Origin of the sequence: Trichococcus sp. ES5, from assembly GCF_900067165.1 — a bacterium.
GTDB lineage: Bacteria > Bacillota > Bacilli > Lactobacillales > Aerococcaceae > Trichococcus > Trichococcus flocculiformis.
Map to the genome: position 1 here is coordinate 55,818 of NZ_FJND01000004.1, position 24,312 is coordinate 80,129.

The 24,312-nt window shown below is 47.1% G+C and carries 20 protein-coding genes; 19 read left to right on the plus strand and 1 reads right to left on the minus strand.

All coding sequences use genetic code 11. The features are described 5' to 3' along the window. Window position 1 precedes the first annotated feature (1 nt). The 18 genes from TES5_RS05015 (at window position 2) to queA (ending at window position 20,393) form a co-directional block, all read left to right on the plus strand. Window positions 2-961: an ABC transporter permease gene (locus TES5_RS05015; RefSeq protein WP_068560562.1), complete on the plus strand. Its 960-nt coding sequence runs from the start codon at window positions 2-4 to the stop codon at window positions 959-961. A 155-nt stretch (window positions 962-1,116) separates the two neighbouring features. After that, on the plus strand, window positions 1,117-2,385 hold the full coding sequence (gene yfmF, locus TES5_RS05020; protein ID WP_068560564.1) for an EF-P 5-aminopentanol modification-associated protein YfmF: 1,269 nt from the start codon (window positions 1,117-1,119) through the stop codon (window positions 2,383-2,385). Continuing rightward, window positions 2,378-3,679 carry an EF-P 5-aminopentanol modification-associated protein YfmH gene (gene yfmH, locus TES5_RS05025; RefSeq protein ID WP_068560566.1) on the plus strand — a complete coding sequence of 434 codons (1,302 nt, stop codon included), beginning with the start codon at window positions 2,378-2,380 and terminating at the stop codon, window positions 3,677-3,679. Before yfmF ends, yfmH begins: the two co-directional genes overlap by 8 nt. Then, the gene (ymfI, locus tag TES5_RS05030; RefSeq protein ID WP_068560568.1) at window positions 3,676-4,401 is read left to right on the plus strand and encodes an elongation factor P 5-aminopentanone reductase; all 726 of its coding nucleotides are present in this window, start codon (window positions 3,676-3,678) and stop codon (window positions 4,399-4,401) included. Before yfmH ends, ymfI begins: the two co-directional genes overlap by 4 nt. A 158-nt stretch (window positions 4,402-4,559) precedes the next feature. Then, window positions 4,560-5,363: a helix-turn-helix domain-containing protein gene (locus TES5_RS05035; RefSeq protein ID WP_232309293.1), complete on the plus strand. Its 804-nt coding sequence runs from the start codon at window positions 4,560-4,562 to the stop codon at window positions 5,361-5,363. A 29-nt stretch (window positions 5,364-5,392) separates the two neighbouring features. Further along, window positions 5,393-5,971, plus strand: a complete 579-nt coding sequence (pgsA, locus tag TES5_RS05040; protein ID WP_068560573.1) for a CDP-diacylglycerol--glycerol-3-phosphate 3-phosphatidyltransferase — start codon at window positions 5,393-5,395, stop codon at window positions 5,969-5,971. 154 nt (window positions 5,972-6,125) lie between these two features. After that, the gene (locus TES5_RS05045) at window positions 6,126-7,382 is read left to right on the plus strand and encodes a competence/damage-inducible protein A (protein WP_068560575.1); all 1,257 of its coding nucleotides are present in this window, start codon (window positions 6,126-6,128) and stop codon (window positions 7,380-7,382) included. A gap of 105 nt (window positions 7,383-7,487) precedes the next feature. Further along, on the plus strand, window positions 7,488-8,558 hold the full coding sequence (gene recA / locus TES5_RS05050; RefSeq protein ID WP_068560577.1) for a recombinase RecA: 1,071 nt from the start codon (window positions 7,488-7,490) through the stop codon (window positions 8,556-8,558). 236 nt (window positions 8,559-8,794) lie between these two features. Further along, complete coding sequence (gene rny, locus TES5_RS05055) at window positions 8,795-10,354, plus strand: ribonuclease Y (protein WP_068560578.1); 1,560 nt, start codon at window positions 8,795-8,797, stop codon at window positions 10,352-10,354. Window positions 10,355-10,496: 142 nt separating this feature from the next. After that, a complete protein-coding gene (locus tag TES5_RS05060; protein ID WP_068560580.1) occupies window positions 10,497-11,303 on the plus strand; it encodes a TIGR00282 family metallophosphoesterase in 807 nt (268 codons plus the stop codon). Then, on the plus strand, window positions 11,300-11,674 hold the full coding sequence (locus TES5_RS05065) for a YlbF family regulator (protein WP_178137780.1): 375 nt from the start codon (window positions 11,300-11,302) through the stop codon (window positions 11,672-11,674). Before TES5_RS05060 ends, TES5_RS05065 begins: the two co-directional genes overlap by 4 nt. A gap of 33 nt (window positions 11,675-11,707) precedes the next feature. Continuing rightward, a complete protein-coding gene (gene mutS / locus TES5_RS05070) occupies window positions 11,708-14,302 on the plus strand; it encodes a DNA mismatch repair protein MutS (RefSeq protein ID WP_068560582.1) in 2,595 nt (864 codons plus the stop codon). A gap of 5 nt (window positions 14,303-14,307) precedes the next feature. Continuing rightward, window positions 14,308-16,338, plus strand: a complete 2,031-nt coding sequence (gene mutL, locus TES5_RS05075; protein WP_068560584.1) for a DNA mismatch repair endonuclease MutL — start codon at window positions 14,308-14,310, stop codon at window positions 16,336-16,338. Between the two features lie 74 nt (window positions 16,339-16,412). Beyond that, window positions 16,413-17,018 (plus strand): DUF937 domain-containing protein, encoded by a 606-nt coding sequence (locus TES5_RS05080; RefSeq protein ID WP_068560586.1) that lies wholly within the window; start codon window positions 16,413-16,415, stop codon window positions 17,016-17,018. Between the two features lie 107 nt (window positions 17,019-17,125). Continuing rightward, window positions 17,126-17,551, plus strand: a complete 426-nt coding sequence (msrB, locus tag TES5_RS05085) for a peptide-methionine (R)-S-oxide reductase MsrB (RefSeq protein ID WP_068560588.1) — start codon at window positions 17,126-17,128, stop codon at window positions 17,549-17,551. Between the two features lie 166 nt (window positions 17,552-17,717). Then, the gene (gene ruvA / locus TES5_RS05090) at window positions 17,718-18,329 is read left to right on the plus strand and encodes a Holliday junction branch migration protein RuvA (RefSeq protein ID WP_068560590.1); all 612 of its coding nucleotides are present in this window, start codon (window positions 17,718-17,720) and stop codon (window positions 18,327-18,329) included. A 5-nt stretch (window positions 18,330-18,334) separates the two neighbouring features. After that, window positions 18,335-19,348, plus strand: a complete 1,014-nt coding sequence (gene ruvB, locus TES5_RS05095; RefSeq protein ID WP_068560592.1) for a Holliday junction branch migration DNA helicase RuvB — start codon at window positions 18,335-18,337, stop codon at window positions 19,346-19,348. Between the two features lie 16 nt (window positions 19,349-19,364). Next, the gene (gene queA, locus TES5_RS05100; protein ID WP_068560594.1) at window positions 19,365-20,393 is read left to right on the plus strand and encodes a tRNA preQ1(34) S-adenosylmethionine ribosyltransferase-isomerase QueA; all 1,029 of its coding nucleotides are present in this window, start codon (window positions 19,365-19,367) and stop codon (window positions 20,391-20,393) included. 219 nt (window positions 20,394-20,612) lie between these two features. On the opposite strand, the gene TES5_RS05105 is transcribed toward queA, so the two are convergent. Next, on the minus strand, window positions 20,613-20,792 hold the full coding sequence (locus tag TES5_RS05105; RefSeq protein WP_068560596.1) for a YjzD family protein: 180 nt from the start codon (window positions 20,790-20,792) through the stop codon (window positions 20,613-20,615). 143 nt (window positions 20,793-20,935) lie between these two features. On the opposite strand from TES5_RS05105, the gene dnaE reads away from it, so the two are divergent. After that, the gene (gene dnaE / locus TES5_RS05110) at window positions 20,936-24,274 is read left to right on the plus strand and encodes a DNA polymerase III subunit alpha (RefSeq protein WP_068560598.1); all 3,339 of its coding nucleotides are present in this window, start codon (window positions 20,936-20,938) and stop codon (window positions 24,272-24,274) included. Window positions 24,275-24,312: the final 38 nt, after the last annotated feature.

Genomic DNA, 24,312 nt, shown 5'->3' on the forward strand with positions numbered 1-24,312 from the left:
GATGGATTTGCTAGCGGTTCTATCTATTATCGTATCTTCGGCCTTGATCTACTCAGCGCCTTTAATTTTCACCGGCCTTGGCGGAACTTTCTCAGAACGGAGTGGTATCGTCAACGTGGGTTTGGAAGGCACGATGGTAATGGGGGCATTTTCGGCCATCGTCTTTAATCTGAACTATGCCGACAATCTTGGCAAAATCACCCCTTGGATTGCGTTGCTGGTGGCTGGGGCAGTCGGCATCTTCTTTTCGATCATCCATGCAGTTGCCACCATCAACTTAAGAGCGAACCATATCGTTTCCGGAACCGTCATCAATATGCTTGCCCCTGCTTTGGCGGTGTTTTTGACTAAGGTTCTTTATGAAGGAAAAGGACAAACAGCCTTCATCGTCCAAAATTTCGGAAAGACAAGTTTTCCTGTTTTGAAGGATATCCCGATCATCGGGCAGATATTTTTCACGAACACATCTGCTCCAGCCTATGCAGCGATCGCAACAGCGCTTGTCTGTTACTTCATCATCTTCAAGACGACTTTCGGATTGCGTCTGCGTTCAGTCGGTGAACACCCACAAGCGGCAGATACATTGGGAATCAATGTCTACGTGATGCGCTACGCCGGCGTGTTGATTTCTGGCTTTTTGGGTGGCGTGGGCGGCGCCATTGTCTCCCAGTCGATCAGCTTGAACTTTTCCGGATCCACAATTGCCGGTCAAGGATTCATTGCTATGGCAGCCATGATTTTCGGTAAATGGAATCCTATCGGAGTGATGGGCGCAGCGATTTTCTTTGGTTTTGCCCAGAGTTTGGGAGTCATCGGCAGTTATATTCCGGTCATCCAGAATATCCCTTCCGTCTATCTCCAGATTGCACCTTACGTCATCACGATCATTGTGCTTGTAGGTTTTATCGGCAAATCAAGAGGCCCGGCCGCTAATGGTACGACTTACATCAAATCAAAGTAATCTCTGAAAGTGAGAAGGGTTGGCTCATCGAGCCAGCCTTTTCTTTTTGCGCCAATCCGGGGAGTTGATCAAGGCTGGCTTAATTGAAAAAAAGTCTGAATTAGAGTATAGTTTTCCCTATCGACAAATAAAATAGCTTACAGGACGTGAAATGGATGGAATATAAATTAAAGCAAGGCGTTACGGTCTACATCGAGCCTTCCGACAAATACAAAACCGTATTGATCCAATACAAATTCAGGACGATCTTCAGTGGTAAGACTGCGACAGAACGTTCTTTGGTGAAGAATATGCTGGAAACGAACAGTAAACAGTATCCAAGTCAAAATGAGATGGATTTGAAAATGGCCAGCCTTTATGGGGCGACGCTGCATACACAATCACAGCGCTTCGGCAAGCAGCATGTCGTGACGATGAGCCTGTCCGTCGTCAATGACAAATTCATCGGGGGCGACGATACACTTTTGGAAGAGGCGTTCGCTTTTCTGGAGGGAATCATCTATGGACCCAATGCCAAGGATGGTAAGTTCCATGAGAAGACTTTTCTGAGGGAAAAGGAAAACCTGAATAATTATTTCGAGTCTCTGATCGAAGACAAGTCAGCTTATGCGCGTATGCGCTTGAACCAAGAGCTGTTCGCAGGGACGGATCAAGCCTATCAAGGTATCGGTGATGCCAGTTTCCTTGAGGATATCACTGAGGGCAGTCTGTTTGAATGCTACGAAGAGATGATTGGATCGAATCAACTGGATATCCTTGTTTCTGGAGACGTCGCGCCGGAACGGGTATTGAATATACTGGCTGGACAGAATTTTTCCGACAGAAAAGAGATCAAAAAAGAGGTGTTCTGCTTCCGCGAAAAGAACACGGAACCCGTCATTTCGAGCGAAGCCCAGGATATCAATCAGGGCAAACTGTTTTTCGGCTTCTCTTCACCTGTTTATTACATGAATGATCATTATTTTGCCGGTCTGGTTTTTGATGGCTTGTTTGGGGGATTTCCGCATTCCAAACTGTTCCAGAATGTCCGGGAAAAAGAAAGTTTAGCTTACTCGGCTTCAAGCGGCTTGGATTTTCTGCGTGGGGTCATGACAGTCGGTACCGGTATTGAGTTCGATAAACGAGATCAAGTTGAAGAAATTGTTTTGGCACAATTGAAGGATATGCAAGCGGGCGATTTCTCGGATGCATTGATCGACCAAACGAAAAGCATGCTGATCAACCACTACAAACAAAATGATGATTATCAGGGCAGAAGCTTGGCGAAACAGTACCAGGATATCCTCATCATCGAAAACCCACTTTCGCAGGAGCAATGGATTGCCGGTTTGAATGCGGTGACGAAGGAACAGATCGTTGCTGTTGCGGATAAAATGACTTTGCAAGCGATATTTTTCTTGAAAGGCGAGGCTGAAAATGAATAAAGTACACTACGAGGCTCTTAACGAAACAGTCTATACGGAAGTTTTGGATAATGGATTACAGGTGGTTCTGATTCCGAAAAATAAATATTCAAAAACTTATGGTATCTTCACAACCGATTTTGGCTCGATCGATAATCAGTTTATACCGATAAACGGAGATAAGGAAATCAAAATTCCGGACGGTATCGCACATTTCCTTGAGCATAAACTGTTCGAAGGCGAAGTACATGATGCTTTTGAAGACTTCGCTAAGTATGGCGCTTCAGCGAATGCTTTCACTTCATTCACGCGGACAAGTTATCTCTTTTCGGCCACGGATAATATCACAGAAAATACGAACAGCCTGCTTGATTTCGTGCAAGACCCGCATTTCACGGCAGAAGGCACTGAAAAGGAAAAAGGGATTATCGCCCAGGAAATCCGCATGTATGAGGATAATCCGGGATGGCAACTTTTTTACGGTCTGCTCCGTAATCTGTATCCCGAACACCCGCTTTCCGTCGATATAGCCGGAACGGTGGACAGCATCCAAGCAATTTCGCCGGAATTGCTCCAAATCTGTTATGACACGTTCTACCATCCATCCAATATGAACATATTGATGATCGGTAATTTCTCTCCCGAAGAAATGATGGATACGATCAAACAAAACCAAGCTGGCAAGACGTTTCTTCCGGCCAAACCGATCCAGCGCACTTTGCCGCCGGCCTCGGTCCAGGACATCGTTGCGTACAAAGAAATCGAAATGGATGTGCAACGTCCGAAAGTGATGCTTGGGGTGAAAGGCTTGGATGCAGATGTTACCGGTAACCAAGCCGAAAAATACAAAATCTATGGTTCGCTGCTGTTGGAATTGCTTTTCGGCCGGAGTTCCTCGCATTTTATTGAGCTCTACGACAGCGGTTTGATCGATGACAGCTTTGGCTACTCCTTCAACTTAGATCGCTCTTTCCATTTTATGGCTGTCGAATCCGACACGGAACAACCGAAGCTGCTGGAAGAAAAGCTGAAGCGGATTCTTTTGGAATGGGAAACGGATGATAACCTGACGAATGAGAAGTTTGATTTGCTGAAGAAGAGCATGATCGGAGAACAGCTACAGGCCTTCAATTCTTTGGAATATATCGCGAATCACTACAGCACCTTGCTTTTTTCTGGAGCCGAACTTTTTGAAGTCGTTCCATTGATCGAAGAAACCAGTCTGGAGGATATCCATAGATTCGCTCAAGGGTATTTAAAAGAGCAGAGCATGAGCACTTACGTGATCGTTCAGAAGGGAGCGACGCAGCGATGAAGGCTGCTTTGGTGACCGGAGCCTCCGGTGACATCGGAACCTCCATCGCAAGGGACCTCGCAGGTTCGGGGTGGTCTTTGTACCTGCATTATCATTCTAATCAAGAAAAGATCAATCTGCTGCTGTCGGAACTTCAAACAGCCTATCCTGGGCAGGAATTTTATCCGATTTGCCTGGATTTGACCGATGAAGCTGAAGTAACAAAGCTTGCTGACCATATATTTTCGCTCCAAGCGATTGTTTTTGCACATGGCCGGACCGAGTATGGCTTGCTTCAGGATATGACTTCCATGCAAATGGATGACTTGTGGGAAATGCATGTCAAGATGCCTATCCTGATCATCCAGACGCTGTACGAAAAAATCAATCGTTCCGGTAACGGCCGCATTGTCTTCATCAGCTCAATCTATGGAGAAGTCGGCAGCGGACTGGAAGTGCTCTACAGTACCGTCAAAGGGGCGCAGATTGCATTCGTCAAAGCATACAGTAAAGAAGTCGCCTCAATGGGAGTAACAGTCAATGCCATCTGTCCGGGAGCAATCGATACGCAAATGAACACGCATCTGCAAAAAGATGAAAAAGAGGCTCTGCTTGAGGAAATCCCTTTGGGGAGGATGGGAAGACCGGATGAAATCAGTTTCTGGGTATCCCAACTTCTGAAGGATGATAGTCGCTATATGACTGGACAGGCCATTTATGTATCGGGTGGATGGCTCAGGTAATAAAGTATTGGAACTCCTAGTGAAGGAATTTTATGGTATAATATCCATGGTAACTCGGGGATTTGCAAGTGAAGGCAGGTGAAGAAATGGTTCAAATTGGTGAAATCCTAAAAAGTGCTAGACTTTCCAAAGGGTACACATTGGATGATCTACAGCAAATGACTAAAATACAGAAGCGGTATCTGATTGCGATTGAAGAAGGCGATTACGAGATTATGCCGGGTAATTTCTATGTGCGGGCCTTCATCAAGCAATATGCGGACACCGTTGGATTGGATGGCGATCGCTTGTTGGGGGACCATGCAAGTGTGATTCCGGAAATACATGGCGGTTTTCAAGTGGAGGATTCCGGCTCATTTTCTCCCACTCGTTCCGAGACTAAACGAGCCTCAAAAAAGACGAATTTTAATTATGGAGGCTCCGTCCAGAGCCAGTTGCCGACATTATTGTTGGCTGTTGCCGTAATCGCCATCGTTCTAGTGATCTGGAAGGCTACCTTGAGCGATGACGGTGAGCAGATTCAGACCGAAGTGGCATCCAATATCAGTCAGACAACCTTGGCATCGCAAGAAACGGTTTCAAGCAACACAGAGCAGACAGACAGTGCCGTTGTCGCAGAACAAACAGCGCAGGTGACCCTGGTATCGTCCGCCGATGGTTATGCGGAATATGACATCACCAGCTTGTCGCTGCCCTCAGAGTTGAAAATCTCGGCGGTGGCAGGAGGCAGTTCTTGGATCAGCGTAAGCGTAAATGGGATTGTACAAGAGCCTTCGGGCATCGTGGACAGTGAAAATCCGTTGACGGTTGCACTCCCGTTGAACACAAGCGAGATAGAAGTGGTCGTCGGCGTGATGCCGGCAACAATCATCGAACTGGATGGCGCAGTTGTTGCGATGCCAGCAGATTATCAAGAGATTCAGACCCAAACCTTATCCTTTACCGTCAAAAGTGTGGAATAAGTCAGGGTACATTAAAGGAGTTGCAGAAGTTGAATTTACCTAATAAATTGACAGCGTTGCGGATTTTGATGATTCCGCTGTTCATGATCATCACCTTGTTTCCATTCGATTGGGGTACGCTTGCGGTTGCCCAATCACAGATTGCCGTAAATCAACTGATAGGGGCAATCATTTTTGCCATCGCCAGTTTTACGGATTGGTTGGATGGTTACATCGCCAGAAGGGATGGGTTGGTCACCAACTTCGGGAAATTTGCTGATCCATTGGCGGACAAGATGCTTGTCGCCACTGCCATGATTGTGCTTGTTGGACAAGGATTGGCTCCTTCATGGGTCGTCAGCATCATCATCAGTCGGGAATTGGCGGTTACAGGCTTGCGCCTCTTGCTTGTGAAGGAAGGCGAAGTCATGGCAGCAGCCTGGCCGGGAAAAATCAAAACAGCGACGCAAATGGTAGCCATCATTTTGCTGTTCTTGGATAATTTCCCATTTCAGGCAATCGGTATCCCGGTTGCGGATATCATGCTGTATCTTTGCTTAGTTTTCACCATCTACTCAGGAGTGGATTATTTCATCAAGAATAAGCATGTTTTTGTCGGCTCCATGTAGTTTTTATTAAATTAAGAAGGGCGGGGTTGCATCAGGTTGCGATCCGAACAAAAGGAAACGTAATTCTTTTGTGCCCTTCTTTTTCTTTATCTTTTTTATGCAATTGAATTTTTTGTTGTATTTAAGCGAATACTATGGATGTGAGGGATCAGATATGAATGCAGAAATCATTTCAGTCGGAACGGAATTGTTGATGGGGCAAATAGTGAATTCGGATGCGGCATTCATCGCCAAGCAATTGACCGGTTTGGGCATCGACTCGTATTTCCAGACAGTTGTCGGAGATAATCCGGGGAAAATAAAAGAAGTGATCAAAATTGCTGAATCGCGAAGCGACTTGTTGATCTTCACAGGAGGACTCGGCCCCACTCAAGACGACTTGACTAAACAGACGGTGGCGGACCATCTTGGGGAAGAGCTTGTCATGGATAGAACTGGATTGATGCATATCCGGCAATGGTTTGAACGCTCTGGAAGAAGCATGACGCAGAACAATGAGCGTCAAGCATTGGTATTCAGGGACGGTATAGTCTTCCCAAACCCAATCGGACAGGCGCTCGGTACCTATATTGAAAAAAATGAGAAGGGTTACCTGCTGTTGCCGGGCCCGCCAAGAGAACTTGAGCAAATGTTCCGGCAATCCGTGACGCCATTCCTGTCCGATAAATATGAAGATCAGCAAGTCATCTTATCGAAGACCCTCCGCTTTTTTGGAATCGGTGAATCTACCTTGACAACGCTATTGGATGAAATGATCCGCAATCAGACCAATCCTACGATAGCACCCTATGCCGGGAAATACGAAGTGACCTTGAGAATCACCGCAAATGCCGCAACAGAGGCGGTATGCGAAAAGTTAGTGGATGAAACAAAAGCGGAAATATTGGCGATCGTCGGTGAACACCATTACGGTGACGGCGACGAATCAAGCTTGGCTGAAGTGGTAGGAAAGAAACTTTTGGAGAGCAAACGCTCCCTCAGTGCAGCAGAAAGTTTGACCGGAGGGCTTTTTCAATCGGAACTTGTCAAAGTTCCTGGCATAAGCGAGGTCTTCTCGGGAGGCATCGTATCTTATCAAGCTGAGGCGAAACAACGGGTTCTTGGCGTTCCGGAGCATGTCATAGAAACTTATGGAATGGTGAGCCCGGAGTGCGCGGTTGCGATGGCGGAATGCGCGCGCGAATTGTTTGACACCGATCTGGCCATTTCGTTCACAGGCGTAGCCGGACCTGATCAAATGGAGAATAAGCCGGCCGGGACGGTGTGGATTGCCTTAAGCAAAAAAAATGGACCGACCGCCGTCCAAGGTTTTCGATTTTCCCGCGATCGTCTCGGGAACAGGGAGCAAACCGTCATGCAGGGGTTTGATATGATCAGGCGGCATTTGATGGATTGTGATTTAGAAAGATAAAAAAACGAACATCTGTTCACTTTATTCTTGCTTTTTTACACAGAAAAGGATAGTATTACGTTGTGGTGTTAATGCATGCAAATGAAAGCTTGGAGGAAACAATTGATGGCTAATTTAAATGATAATAGACAAAAAGCCTTGGATGAGGCTCTGAAAAAGATAGAAAGAAACTTTGGGAAAGGTTCTGTCATGAAACTTGGGGAAAAAGTGGACACAAAAATTTCCACTGTACCAAGTGGCTCATTGGCGCTTGACGTTGCGTTGGGAGTAGGCGGTTATCCTAGAGGCCGTATCATCGAAGTGTACGGTCCTGAATCATCAGGTAAGACAACAGTCGCCCTCCACGCGATTGCTGAGGTACAAAAAAAGGGCGGCGTTGCTGCATTTATTGATGCTGAGCACGCTTTGGATCCAAAATATGCTGCAGCTTTGGGTGTGGATATTGACGAATTGCTGCTTTCCCAACCGGACACAGGTGAACAAGGTCTGGAAATCGCTGATGCATTGGTTTCATCAGGTGCTGTCGACATTGTGGTCATCGATTCGGTTGCCGCACTGGTTCCGCGTGCTGAAATTGAAGGCGAAATGGGAGACTCCCATATGGGTCTGCAAGCACGTCTGATGTCCCAGGCTTTACGGAAACTGTCCGGATCGATCAACAAAACAAAAACGATTGCCATCTTCATCAATCAGGTCCGCGAGAAAATCGGTATCATGTTCGGTAATCCGGAAACGACTCCCGGTGGTAGAGCGCTTAAATTTTATGCTACTATCCGACTGGAAGTCAGAAGAGCGGAACAGATCAAGAGCGGAACAGAGATCATGGGTAACCGCACAAAAATCAAGGTAGTCAAAAATAAAGTTGCGCCGCCATTCAGAACTGCTGAGGTGGACATCATGTACGGCGAAGGCATTTCTCAAGTCGGCGAAATCATCGATATGGCTTCAGAGAAAGATATCGTCAACAAGAGTGGTGCTTGGTATGCCTATAAAGGGGAACGCATCGGGCAGGGTCGCGAAAATGCCAAAAAATTCCTGCTGGAGCATCCAGAAATGCGGGCTGAAATCGAAAAACTTGTTCGGGATGAATATGGCATAGGTGACAAAAAGGCTGTAGAGATAATTGCAGAAGAAAAAGACGAAATGATTGAATCGATCGATCTATTGGACGAGTAAACGATGTTTTCAAAGAGGCCGGGATAAAAATCCAGGCCTCTTTCTTTTTTTAGACGAAAAAGGACAACATTGGAACAGAAAAACATGTATTTTGGTGATGTTACCGTTTTATCGTTGACATGTCAGTATTCTACGTTTAGAATGAATTTATGTGTATCGCTTCATTCTGCACATTGTAAAATCAATTTTTATTCATTTTTTTGACAACAAAATTAAATAGATACGGAGGTGAAACTATGGATATATGGACTTTAGCCTTCGCTATCATAGCTTTAATTGTTGGTGTCGTTGTCGGATATTTATATCGAAAATCGAATCACGAAAAAGAAATAGCTGGTGCCAAAAATACCGCTTCCCAAATTCTTGAAGACGCTCGTAAAGAAGCAGAAACAACGAAAAAAGAAGCTATGTTAGAGGCGAAGGATGAGAACCACAAATACCGCTCTGAAATAGAAGATGAATTGCGTGAAAGACGCGGTGAGGTTCAAAAACAAGAAAATCGATTGATCCAAAGAGAAGAAAATTTGGATAGAAAAGATGCCAGTTTATCGAAACGTGAGCAATCTATCGAGTCAAAAGAGGATAATCTTGTCAAAAGACTAAACGCTTTAGTTTCTGAGGAAAATCGCATTCAAGCATTGGTGGAAGAGCAACAGCATGAACTGGAAAGAATCGCTACATTGTCCCGTGAGGAAGCAAGACACATCATCATGGACGAAACAGAAAATCAACTGTCGCATGAAATTGCGGTCATGATCAGAGAATCTGACCAAAAAGCGAAAGATGAAGCAGATCGTAATGCGAAAAACATTATCCTGCAGGCAATTCAGCGAAGTGCGGCCGATTTGGTTTCGGAAGCAACGGTTTCAGTAGTTACTTTGCCTAACGATGATATGAAGGGCCGGATCATTGGCCGCGAAGGAAGAAACATTCGGACTTTGGAGACCTTGACAGGTATTGACCTGATCATCGATGATACGCCCGAAGCGGTCGTATTGAGCGGATTTGATCCTATCCGAAGAGAAATTGCGAAAATGGCTTTGGAGAAATTAATCCAAGATGGACGTATCCATCCTGCAAGAATTGAGGAAGCAGTTGAGAAAGCCCGTAAGGATATGGATGAGCGCATAAGAGAAATCGGCGAACAAGCAACTTTTGAAGTTGGTATCCATTCTTTGCATCCTGATCTGATTAAAATTTTGGGTCGTCTGCATTTCCGCACTAGTTATGGGCAAAATGTCCTGAATCACAGCATCGAAGTCGCAAAACTTTGCGGTGTAATGGCTGGAGAACTAGGCGAAGACATCAATTTGGCCAAACGTGCAGGGTTATTGCATGATATCGGAAAAGCTCTCGATCATGAAATAGAGGGTTCACACGTTGAAATCGGCTCAGAAATCGCTCAGAAATACAAAGAAAATCCGGTTGTGATCAATGCAATTGCCTCCCATCATGGCGATGTTGAAGCGAACTCAATCATATCAGTATTGGTTGCATCTGCTGATGCTTTATCTGCTGCTCGTCCGGGCGCAAGAAGTGAATCTCTGGAAAACTACATCCGCCGTTTGGAGAAACTGGAAGGAATTGCAAACAGTTTCGAAGGCGTTGCCAGCAGTTTTGCTATCCAAGCGGGCAGAGAAATCCGCGTGATGGTCAAACCAGACCAACTTGACGATTCTCAAGCTATACGTGTAGCTCGTGAGATTAGAAAGAAAATCGAAGAAGAACTAGATTATCCGGGACACATCAAGGTTACGGTTATACGCGAAACAAGAGTAATTGAATATGCCAAATAATGAAAAACCAAACGGGACAGCTTTTTGTCCCGTTTTTTGCTTTTTATGACCATACTGTTTGCTGGACAAGGGTGCAACGGCTTATCGAAACAGTCAAAATATGTTACTATAAAAAGACTAGAATTGAGAGAAGAGGCTGAAGATGAAAGTATTATTTATTGGAGATGTCGTAGGTTCAATCGGCAGACAGATGCTGCAGGATACACTCCCACAACTGAAGAAACATTATCGTCCGCAAGTGACCATCGTAAATGGAGAGAATGCAGCTGGCGGCAGAGGCATAACGGAAAAAATCTATAAAGAATTTTTGCAGACCGGTGTCGATGTCATCACCATGGGGAACCACACGTGGGATAACCGTGACATATTCGAATTCATCGGAACAGCCAACAAGATGATCCGTCCGGCTAATTTCCCGGAAGGGACTCCTGGCATCGGTTGGACGATCATAAAAGTGAATCAATTGAAATTAGCTGTGGTGAACCTGCACGGACGCGTCTTCATGAATAGTCTGGATGATCCTTTCCGAAAAGCGGATGACATCCTTGAGCAGGTCCGCAAAGAAACGAATTGCATCTTTGTCGATTTTCATGCCGAAACAACTAGCGAAAAACAAGCGATGGGCTGGTATTTGGACGGTCGCGTATCGGCTGTGGTCGGCACGCACACGCATGTGCAGACAAATGATGCGCGCATTTTGCCTGACGGGACAGGCTATCTGACAGACGCTGGAATGACCGGGGCTTATGACAGCATTTTGGGTGTCGAAAAAGAAATCATCATCCAGAAATTTCTGACGCAATTGCCGATCCGCCACGAAGTACCTGAAAAAGGCCGAAAACTGCTCTCCGGCTGCTACGTTGAAATCAATGACCAGACCGGCAAATGCGTAAAAATCGAAAACATCGTGATCAATGAAGATCGTCCATTTGGAGGGGAATTCTATTGACCCAAGAACTACCTATCGAAGGTCCGACAGAAGTTGAATTAAATAGTCTGATCGAGATACTGAAAAAAAATGAAGTAATCACCCGTTACCAAGAGGTCAAAGAAAATATAAAAGAGAATCGGGCGCTGGAACAATTGGTTGAGGCCATCAAAAGCAAACAAAAAGAAGCCGCGGCTTTTGAACATTATGCTAAGCCAGCAGCGGCTGAAAAAACAGCCGCTGAATTAGCCGACCTCAACAAGCAATTGAAGGACAGCATAGCAGTCCAACAATACCGAGAAGCTTTATGGGATGCCAACGAACTATTGGAGAATGTCATCGGCATCATCCAACGCGGCATCGATGACGCTGTCGAAAAAGATGAAGTATGAGGATTGAAGAGATATATTGATAGAGGTGAAAAAATGCCACAGAAGACTAAAAATACGCCGATGATGAAACAATATTTATCCATAAAAAAACAGTATCCGGATGCGTTTTTATTCTATCGTTTGGGTGATTTCTACGAATTGTTCCACGATGATGCCATGAAGGCCGCAAAATTACTGGAAATAACGCTGACGAGCCGCAACAAAAATGCTGATGAGCCGATTCCGATGTGCGGGGTTCCCTATCACGCAGCGGCGGAATACATCCGGAGACTCGTGGAAATGGGGCACAAGGTCGCCGTTTGCGAACAGATGGAGGATGCCAAGCTGACAAAAGGCATGGTGAGGCGGGAAGTCGTCCGGGTTATTACCCCGGGTACATTTTTGAATGAGAATGGCAGCGAGAACAAGGCAAATAATTACTTGGCAAGTGTCTTTCGAAATGAAGCCGGCGGGTATGCGCTCGGATATGTCGATATCGGGACGGGGGAGCTGAAAGTCACCCTCCTGACCAACGAAGATGGCGTATTCAACGAGCTCCAGACGTTGCCGTTCAAAGAGATTGTCCTGGACGCAAAAACAGCTGAAGTCCTGACGGAAAAGTTGGAAAAACAGTTTGGAATCCTGGTTTCTATCCAGGAGAAGCTGATTCCGGAAACGGATGTCCACGATCTGGTTGGGGAATTGCCGCAACAGTCGGAAAAAGATGTGCTAGTTTTGTTGCTGAGCTATCTTTCGGATACCCAAAAGCGCAGCCTGTCACATCTTCAAAAGGCCGTTGCTTATCAAACCGACGCTTTTCTGAAGATGGATACCTATGCGCGGCGCAACCTCGAGTTGTCCGCATCCATCCGGACGCAGCAGAAGAAAGGCAGCCTGCTGTGGACGCTGGATGAAACAAAAACGGCTATGGGCGGGCGGATGCTGAAACAATGGCTTGAAAAGCCGCTGATCAACCTGAGCGACATACTCGAAAGGCAACGGAAAGTGGAGTCGCTGGTCAACCACTATTTTGAGCGGATGGACATCAACGATGCTTTGACATCGGTGTATGATCTGGAACGTTTGGTCGCCAGAGTATCGCTAGGTAATATCAACGGTCGTGATCTGATCCAGCTGAAAATCTCTCTGCAGCAGATTCCAGGGTTGGTCCAAGCCATCGCAACAATCGATGAACCGGATGTTTGGCAGGATGTCATCGGCAAATTGGAATCTTACCCAGAAATCATCGAACTGATTGAACGGGCAATCACGGATAATCCACCTATCCAAATCACCGAAGGCAACATTATCCGCGATGGCTACCATGAGCAATTGGATCGTTACCGCGATGCGATGAACAATGGGAAACTTTGGATAGCGATGCTGCAGAAAGAGGAAAGAGAAAAGACCGGCATCAAAACGCTGAAAATTGGCTACAACCGCATTTTTGGCTATTACATAGAAGTAACGAAGGCGAACCTTGCGGCGTTGCCAGAAGGTACGTATGAGCGCAAACAGACGCTCGCCAATGCCGAACGATTCGTCACACCTGCATTGAAAGAGAAAGAGACGCTTATTTTGGAGGCGGAGGAAAAGTCTGTCGAATTGGAGCATGAGTTGTTTGTCGCCTTGCGGGAGGAAATAAAAGGATACAGCCGACAGTTGCAGGCGCTTGCCAAATTGGTGGCGGAGATCGATGTCCTGCAGTCGTTCGCTCATGTCAGCGAAGCCTATCATTTTTCCAAGCCCGAGTTGAGCAACAGCGACCGCAATCTGTCCATCAAAGAAGGGCGCCATCCGGTTGTGGAACGCGTCATCGGCAAAGACAAATTTGTGCCCAACAGCATTTCCATGGATGAGGACAATCATATTCTGCTGATCACCGGGCCGAACATGTCAGGTAAGAGCACCTACATGCGTCAGGTTGCGTTGATTGTCATCCTGGCCCAGATGGGTTGTTTTGTGCCGGCCGAGAAAGCCCATTTGCCGATCTTTGACCAAATATTCACGCGCATTGGTGCGGCTGATGACCTCTATTCCGGGCAGAGTACATTCATGGTCGAAATGGTCGAAACGAACCAAGCATTACGCTTCGCGACCGATAAGAGTTTGATCTTGTTCGACGAAATCGGCAGAGGCACAGCAACGTATGACGGCATGGCCTTGGCCGAAGCGATCCTGCGTTACATCAATCGCACCATCAAAGGAAAAACGCTGTTTTCGACGCATTACCATGAATTGACCCAACTCGAAGACGATTTGGCGGGGACAAAGAATGTTCATGTCGGGGCAATCGAAAAAGACGGAGAATTGGTGTTCCTGCATAAACTGATGCAGGGTCCTGCAGACAAAAGTTATGGCCTACATGTAGCCAAGCTGGCCGGAATGCCGCATGAATTGATTGCCGAGGCGCAGGTCATCCTCGACTCATTGAATGAACAGCATGTGCTGCATTCAGGTTCGGACTTGTCTGTTCCGGATGATACAATTGAGCAATTGGCGTTGTTTCAGGAGAGCGCGATGCATCCGAACGAGAAGCACGTTCTCGATGAATTGTCGGACTTGGCGCTGGAGGATTGCACACCGATGCAAGCTATGCTGATGCTGGACAGTTGGAAAAAGTTGCTGAAATCGCAAAAAAGTAGGTGAGTAAGATGGCCAAAATCAGGGAGCTTTCCCAAATATTGACGAACCAAATCGCTGCCGGTGAAGTGATCGAACGGCCGGCATCGGTCGTTAAGGAATTGGTTGAGAACGCAATCGATGCCAACAGTACCCAGATCGATGTTTTCATCGAAGAAGCTGGATTAAAGAAGGTGCAGGTCACCGACAACGGCGATGGCATCGCGGCGGATGAGGTGAAACTTGCCTTTACGCGGCACGCGACCAGCAAAATCTATACGCAGGATGATCTTTTCCGCATCCACTCGCTGGGGTTTCGGGGTGAGGCTTTGCCCAGTATCGCTTCCGTCGCCAAAGTTTCGATCGAAACGGCTGTCGCTGAACAGAGCGGCACCTACTTGTCGATAAAAGGCGGCGTCATCGAGGAAGAAAGGCCGAACAAATCCCGTAAAGGGACGACGATCATCGTCGAAGATCTTTTCTACAACACGCCGGCCCGTTTGAAATACATCCGTTCCCTCCAGACTGAATTGTCGAACATCACCGACATCATGAACCGGATCGCCTTGAGTCATCCGGAGATCGCCTTCCGTTTGCATCATGAAGGCAACCAACTTCTGCACACGGCTGGCAACGGCGATCTGCGCCAGACTATCGCGGGCGTTTACGGGACACTGACCGCCAAGAAGATGAAACTGATCGAGAACGAAAATTTGGACTTCAAAGTGAAGGGCTACATCAGTTTGCCTGACACGACGCGGGCAAGCCGCAACTACATCACCTTGATACTGAACGGGCGTTTCATAAAAAATTACGCCTTGAATAAAGCGATCATCGATGGCTATGGATCCAAGCTGATGGTCGGCAGGTATCCGCTCGCTGTCATTGTGATGGATGCGGATTCCTTGTTGTTGGATGTGAATGTCCATCCTTCGAAAAAAGAAATCAGGATCAGCAAAGAAAAAGAACTCGGAGAATTGATCCAGAGCGCGGTCGCTGCTGTTTTGCGGACCGAAGAACGCATTCCGAGCGGCATCGAAAATCTGAAGTTCAAACGCCCGAGTCCAGCTGAACCGGTCCGGACCGAGCAGTTGAGTGTCTCTTTCCGGTCATTCGATCAAGAGCTCGTGCAAGAAACGGAAACGAAGCTGCTGGCGACAAGCGAATATGAGAATTTCCGATCATTGGAGACAGCATTTGACAACGGGCCGGTTCATAATGGAAATTCCGAACGTGAACAAGCGTTTATGGGTTCTGAAGAAGTCGCGCCTTCGGAGGGCCTGCCGCCTACAAGTGAAGAACAAGAAGTTTACGCTGTTCTGTTCACTGATCAACCAGCGCAGGACCACGATGAACCGAATGCTCCACATGTATCTATCCATCCAAAAAATCCGGTTGCCCATGAAGAACCGATCATGAAAACCGTTCAGAAAGTCGAAGCGGAGGCAGAGATGGGATCTGCGAGCAAGCGTCCGTTCCCGGATTTGCACTTTTTCGGCCAGATGCATGGCACTTACCTGTTCGCGCAAAATGAAAACGGCCTCTACATCATCGATCAGCATGCTGCCCAAGAGCGAATCAAATATGAATATTATCGTGAGGAAATCGGCAAGGTTTCTACCGATCTCCAAGGGTTGCTGATACCGATCATCCTGGATTATCCCGCCAATGAATTCCAGTTGATCCAGGAAAATCGGGAAGAGCTGCAAGCGATGGGCCTGTTCCTGGAACCATTCGGCCAGAACAGTTTTATCGTTGAAAAACATCCTGCCTGGTTCACGCCTGGTGAGGAGGAAGACATTCTGAAGGAACTGGTGGAGATGTATTTGGCGGAAGGTGATATCTCCATCAAAAAGCTTCGGGAAGCCACTGCCATCATGATGAGTTGCAAGCGCTCGATCAAGGCGAATCATTTCCTAAGCGACAAAGAAGCAAGCCAACTATTGGTCGATCTTGCCGAAACGGACAATCCTTACAATTGCCCGCACGGTAGACCTGTGTTGATTCAGTTCTCCAACCAGGATATGGAGAAAATGTTCAAACGGATCCAGGACCCGCACTGAAAGCTTATCATTTCTTATTTCTGCTCATTTGTTGTAAAATCAGGATAGTTAAATAAAAGATAGGAGTGGAAAAAATGGTGCAAATCAATGACATTTCCGAAATGATGGGCGAACTGAACAAAGAAAGTTCGATCCAGGCCTTGGGCAGCAAAACGGGCGTTGATGCAAGCATTTTGCCGAAATTGGCTGTTGTTGCAATCCCTTTGATCCTTCGGGCATTAAGCAAAAACGCAGAGTCAAAAGCAGGGAAAGATTCCTTATCAGATGCATTGGAAAAACATAAAGGTCAGACCAAAGATGTATCCTCGATTGAAGATGTGTTCAAGAAGGTCGATACAGATGATGGCGATAAAATATTGGATCATGCCTTCGGGGACAAAGATAAAGTCGTGGATCAGATTGCTGCCCAAACAGGCATCAGCAAATCTGAGGTTGCTAAAGTTTTGGCTTCCATGGCGCCAATGATTCTGGGCATGCTGGCTGACAAAAAGGATGCCGATGGATTGGATGCCGATGGTGTGGCCAAACAGACCGACATTTTCTCCAAACAAGCTGAAGAAACAGCTACAAGCAATTTCGATATTACCGATCTCTTTCCTAAGCAGTCCGGAACGACAACTCCTTCGGCTACGGGCGGATTGGGTGGTATTTTGGGAAGCATTTTGGGGAACCTGTTCTGATCAAAGACTAAATAAACAGATAAAAAGCAGAACAAGACTTTTTTGTTCTGCTTTTTTGCATTTTTTGATATACTGTAGCAATGAAAAGAAAGGGGTCTGATACTAAGATGGACAACAAAGAGGAACTATTGAAGCGCTTGACGCCTTTACAATATGAAGTGACACAGAACGAAGCTACGGAAAGACCTTTTTCCGGCGAGTACGATGATTTTTATGAAAAGGGCATCTATGTGGATGTAGTGAGCGGAGAACCATTGTTCAGCTCTGCAGACAAATATGATGCAGGCTGCGGCTGGCCTTCCTTTGCAAAACCGATCTCCACTCTGAAAGAGCTGGAAGACCGTAAATTGATGCGTAAACGCACGGAAGTCCGCAGTTCTCAAGCCGACTCACATCTGGGGCATGTTTTTGAGGACGGTCCTGCGGAGTTAGGTGGACTGCGCTACTGCATCAATTCGGCGGCCATGCGCTTCGTCCCTTACGATCAATTGGATGCGGAAGGCTACTCTGAATACAAACTATTATTCGAATAGTCAGCAAAGCTAAGTCCCATGGCTACCGGTCCTGGGACTTTTTGTTGCGTCATGCAGACCAAACGATTGTTCCCACATAAATGGCTGATCGGCTGTCATTTCCGTTCAGGTTTATGTTATGATAGGACCGAATGAAAATCAGGAAATGAAGAGTAGGAGTCAGATGATGTACGAATACATAAAAGGTAAATTAGTCTTCGTGGGACCGCTCTATGTGGTTCTGGAGAATGGTGGCATCGGCTACCAATTGCAGGTTGCGAATCCTTTCCGGTTTTCCGGAAGCCTGAACCAGGAGATAACGTTTTACATCTATCAGGCGGTCCGCGAGGATGCGATCACACTGTTCGGCTTCAAGGACTACACGGAAAAGCAGTTGTATTTGAAACTGATCAGCGTCTCCGGAATCGGGCCGAAAAGCGGCTTGTCGATATTGGCGAGCGATGATCACTTAGGCCTGATCCAAGCGATCGAAACGGATAATGTGGGGTATTTGGTGAAATTCCCGGGTGTAGGCAAAAAGACAGCCTCGCAGATCATCTTGGACTTGAAGGGCAAACTCGGCGAATTGCTGCCCGATACGTATTGGATGGAAGAACATCCGGTCCACGACACTGCTGGCGCACAGTCCGCTGTCTTGACGGAAGCTTTGGAAGCTTTGGCCGGTTTGGGATATTCGGACCGTGAAGTGAAGAAAATACTGCCGCTATTGGAAAAAGAAAACTATTCCAGCGCCGAAGAAGTGCTTCGTACGGCATTCAAGCTACTTTTAAAAGGGTGATATAGATGACAGCTGAAAACAGAATTGTTTCCGGAAATACGGAAGACCTAACAGAAGATTTGATCGAAAAAACATTACGGCCGCAAATGATGGCACAATATATCGGGCAAGACAAAGTGAAAAATGAACTGAAAGTGTATATTCAGGCCGCGAAAGCGCGTAGTGAAGCCTTAGATCACGTCCTGTTATACGGACCGCCCGGGTTGGGGAAAACGACACTGGCGATGGTCATCGCCAATGAATTGGAAGTCCGCATCCACAGCACGAGCGGACCCGCAATCGAGCGGCCAGGCGATCTGATGGTATTGCTCAATGAACTGGAAGCAGGGGATGTCCTTTTTATTGATGAAATCCATCGCTTGCCGCGGATAGTGGAAGAAGTGCTCTACTCTGCCATGGAGGATTATTATGTGGACATCATCATCGGGCAAGGTCCGACAGCCCATCCGGTCCACTTTACCTTGCCGCCGTTCACGCTGGTCGGTGCCACGACAAAAGCCGGCAGTCTTTCGGCTCCTTTGCGTGACCGGTTCGGGATCGTTTCGCGGATGGAATATTACAGCCTCGAGGATCTCCGGCAGATCGTCCATCGCTCGTCGGATGTTTTGTCCACGAAAATCGATGAGTCAGGCGCTGTCGAAATCGCCTTGAGATCCAGAGGCACCCCGCGTGTTGCCAACAGGTTGCTCCGCCGTGTGCGCGATTTCGCCCAAGTCTATCGCGATGGCCTGATCACGAAGGAAATCGCCGACAAAGCTTTGTCCATTTTGAGCGTGGACAACAAAGGGCTTGATGACTTGGATCGGCAAATATTGACGACAATGATCCGATTCTATAACGGTGGCCCCGTCGGTCTTTCGACGATAGCAGCCAACATCGGTGAAGAAATGGAAACGATAGAGGACATGTACGAACCCTATCTGCTCCAATTGGGTTTCCTGCAGCGCACCCCGCGCGGCAGAGTAGCGACTCCGATGGCATACGACCATTTGGGAATATCGTATGATACAGAAAAATAAGTGAGGTATTTTATCAATGAGGACAAGTGATTTTGATTTTTATTTGCCGGAAGAGCTGATTGCGCAGACACCACTGCTGGATCGGTCATCATCCCGGCTTCTTTCCCTGGACTCCAAGACTGGAGCAATCACGGACAAACATTTCACCGACATGGTGGCGGAACTTCAGGCAGGTGACGCGCTGGTGCTGAACAACACACGGGTGCTGCCTGCGCGACTGCATGGCGTCAAACCGGATACGGGCGGGCATATCGAAGTCCTGCTTTTGAACAATATCCAAGGGGATGAGTGGGAGACGCTCGTCAAACCAGGCAAACGGGTCAAAGTCGGGACAGTCATCTCTTTTGGGGATGGACGCTTGACGGCGGAAGTGACGCAATCGTTGGATCACGGCGGACGCATCTTGAATTTCAAATATGACGGCGTATTTTTGGAAATACTGGAATCGCTGGGCGAAATGCCGTTGCCGCCATATATAAAGGAAACATTGGACGATCAGGAACGCTATCAGACCGTTTATGCTAAAGAAGTCGGGTCGGCGGCTGCTCCGACAGCCGGACTTCATTTCACGGCTGATTTGCTTGAGGAAGTGGCCAATAAAGGTGTCGAGATCGTCTATCTGACGTTGCATGTGGGCTTGGGGACTTTCCGTCCGGTATCGGTCGATGATATCGCCAGCCACGAAATGCATTCGGAATTTTACCAGCTGACGGACGAGGCAGCGCAAGCGCTGAATCAGGTCCGCTCCAACGGCGGTAAAATAGTGGCGGTTGGTACGACTTCTGTGCGGACACTGGAAACGATCGGCACGAAATTTGATGGGGAAATCAAGGCGGACAGCGGATGGACCAAAATTTTCATTTCGCCAGGCTATTCATTCAAGGTTGTGCAAGGCATCATCACCAATTTCCATTTGCCGAAATCGACCTTGGTCATGCTGGTCAGCGCTTTTGCCGGCAGAGACAACGTCTTAGCTGCTTATGAGTACGCAGTCAAAGAAAAATACCGATTCTTCAGCTTTGGGGATGCGATGTTCATCAAATAAATAGAAAAGCGGAACGGGTTCGTTCAGCCCTGAAAGAAATTTAGGAAATCGTGCCGACTGAGCATCGTAGAGCGCAATAGGTACGATTTATCTAATTTCCGAAGGGCTAACCCGTGAAGCTGGCCATCAATTTTGTACTTTTCAATTCAAAAAAACCTTCAGGAAATTGTTCCCTGAAGGTTTTTTGTTTTTTATGCCGTCTTTAGAACGAACTATCGGTTATTTATGGGAGGCCGTCTTCGGCATCAACGCAGAAACAAGAACTACGATCAGTGCGGTAAAGATACCCGTCATGGTTGCGATCATAAAGTCATAGCTTCCGCCGGATAAGGCGCTGCCCAGATAAACAGATACTTGCCCTAAGATAAATCCCCAAAAAATGATTGCAATATATTTCATGTCGTTTACACCTCTTCTCGAAATTCATTTTATCACTTTTTTTGGAGATGACAAGCATTACTTGCCCAACGACTTTTTCGCTTCTTGGATTAGGACGGGTACGCTATAATGATAATATTGATTAGAAAAAGGAGGTCTCAGACATGTCTTTTGTGCATTTGCAGGTCATCAGTGCCTATTCTCTTTTGCAAACGACTACCCGAATAGAGGATTTGGTGCGCAGCGCCAAGGCAAAAGGCTATCAGGCCATCGCATTGGCGGATCAAAATGTCCTTTATGGCCAAGTCGACTTCTTCAAACTTTGCAAAAAGTACGCTATCCAACCCATTCTGGGGATCCAACTGGATTTGCCCGGAATCATCAGTAAAGATCGCACCTTTCCGTTGGTTTTGTTGGCGAAGGATTTTGAGGGCTACAAAAAGTTGATGGCTTTGTCGACGCTCAGGAATCAGGACGTTCCGGATAAGGAGTTGCTTTCCCTTTTGGAGGATGATTCAAGCCGCATCATCGCAATCACCCCAGGAGAAAAGGGCGAAATCGAAAGATTTTTGAACGGAAATGATCAGCAAAACGCCAAAGCAGCCAGTTTGGCATGGGAAAAAATCTTCGGTCACGGCAATTTTTATTTGGGTGTTCAGCTCCACGAGAAAATGAAGCCAATCATTCCGCGACTGTTGCTTTTGTCGCAGGAGACAAACATTCCGACAACAGCTATGCATGATGTCAGATATCTGGAGCCGAGTGATAATTTCAGTTGCCGTGTACTGAGGGCGATCGAAGCGAACGAAAAAGTGGATTTGCAATCGGAGACTTTGGATGGCACGTACTACTTGCCGTCCTGCGGAGAAATCGAAAGGAAATTCCGGGAAGCAGATTTGGTCGAGTCGGCTGAAACAACCCAGAAAATTGCCGACGAAATTGAAATCGAGCTGCCGCTGCATCAGTCACTGCTGCCGCGCTACCCGTTGCCTCCCGGAACGACACCCCAAGCATACCTCAGAAGGCTCTGCGAAGAAGGGCTACGTCAGCGGATCACTGCCCCGGATGCAGCGTATGAAAAACGCTTGGCATACGAATTGGAAGTCATCCATGAAATGGGCTTCGATGATTACTTCCTTATCGTTTGGGATGTGATGGCATATGCCCGGAAAGCGAAGATCATGCCGGGAGCTGGTCGGGGTTCTGCTGCCGGTTCGCTCGTCTCATACGTCCTGCGCATCACCCATGTCGATCCAATCAAATACGATCTGCTATTTGAGCGATTTTTGAACAAGGAACGCTACAATATGCCGGATATCGATCTGGATTTTCCGGATAATCGTAGGGATGATATTCTGCATTATGTCCGGGATAAATACGGTTCGGACCACGTTGCCCAAATAGCCACATTTGGAACGCTGGCGGCAAAAATGTCTTTGCGTGATACTGCACGGGTATTCGGACTCACGGTTGCAGAGGCGCAAGCCTGGTCGAATGCGATCCCGAATCAATTGGGCATCAGTCTGGCGGAGGCAAGGCAGAAGTCAAAAGAATTGCAGAACCTGATCAGCACGAACGATGTGAACCGTTTGTTGTACGAAACAGCTGAAAAGATTGAAGGCGTTCCGCGGCATGTTTCCACTCATGCGGCAGGCGTCGTCATCAGCGACAATCCGTTAAGGGACATTGTGCCTTTGCAGAAAAAAAACAGCGAGCTGTATCTGACGCAATACACGATGGGCAACATCGAAGAAATCGGCCTTCTCAAAATGGACTTCCTTGGGTTGAAAAATCTGACGATACTGAACGATGCGGTGCAGTTGGCCAGCGCGGCATGCAAAGAGAGCATCAACATTTGGGAAATACCGATGGATGATGATCGCACGCTCGAAATATTCCGAAGAGCGGATACGAATGGGGTGTTCCAGTTCGAATCCCCAGGCATAAAAAATGTGTTGCGCAAGCTCGGGCCGGAATCGATCGAAGATATCGCCGCCGTCAATGCGCTTTATCGACCGGGTCCGATGGAACAGATCGACCTCTTCATTTCGAGGAAAAAAGGGCTGGCCGCAATCGATTATCTCCATCCTGATCTGAAATCAATCCTAGAGGTAACCTACGGGGTAATGGTCTATCAAGAACAGGTTATGCAGGTGGCTTCACGGATGGCCGGCTTCAGTTTGGGGGAAGCGGATATCCTCAGAAGAGCGATAGGTAAAAAACAAAAATCGGCCATTGATGAAGAAAGAAGACACTTTATTGAAGGTTCGCTACAGCAAGGTTATTCCGAGCAGACAGCCGAGCAAGTGTACGACTACATCGAGCGTTTCGCCAATTACGGGTTCAACCGTTCGCATTCGGTGGCCTATTCCTTCATAGCCTATCAACTCGCCTACATGAAGGCGCACTTCCCTGAAGCATTTTTTGCCGCTTTGCTGAATTCCGTCAACCAACACTCGGATAAGATGAGGGAATACTTCATCGAACTGAAAAGGCGCAACATCAGCATTTCCTATCCAGACATCAACACAAGCAACTGGAAGTTTGCCCTGCAGCAGCAGACGATCCAATTCGGCTTGGGCGGGATAAAGGGCCTCAGACGCGATTTTATCCAGGAGATCATCAAAGAGCGCCAAGCTCACGGGCACTACAAGGATTTCGTGCAATTTTTAAGAAGGATCCATCCGAAGTGGCTGAAGAACGAAAACATCACACCGCTCATCTTCAGCGGGGCGTTCGACGGTTTCGGGCATTCGCGTGCGACGCTGTTGCAGTCGCTGCCGGGTATGCTGAACAGCATCGATTACAGCGGAAACAACATCGATCTGTTTTCGATACTGGAACCGAAATATGTCGAAACGGAAGAAATGCCATTATTGGAATTGCTGGATTTGGAAGAAGCCGCGTTGGGCCATTCTTTGAAGGGCCATCCGATTGACCAGTTCGGCAAATTATACAACAATGGTGCTGTTGCGTATGTCACCGAGCTGGCATACGACAAGAAAATGCGCACGATGGGCTTGATCAAAGACATCCGCAGAATCCAGACGAAGAAGGGCGATCCGATGGCTTTCGCAAACTTGACAGATAGTACCGGTGAAATCAGTATTACGATTTTCCCCGAGTACTATATCCGATTCATGAAACTGCTGAAGACAAACCAGTTGCTTGTCGTCGAAGGCAAGCTGGAGCGGTCGAAACAAGCCGACAAAACGAATTTTTTGGTCACGCACATCTGGGATGCCGAAGCTTATCAGGAAATGATGGGTCAAAAAAAGGAGAATGTCTTCATCCGTTTGACGGCGGAAAACAACAAGCCTGAATTGTTCAAGAAGATGTATCAGGTACTGGGGAATCAGCGAGGAGATCATCCTGTTATCCTATACAATGAAATTACCAAACAAACAATGCGTTTATCAGCAGAAAATTGGGTCGCTATTTCTAGTGAGTTGCTTGGATCACTGAAGGCTGTTTTTGGAAACGAAAATGTAGCTGTCAAATGAAAATAAAAAGTTGATATCCGTATATTGTTTTCATAAAA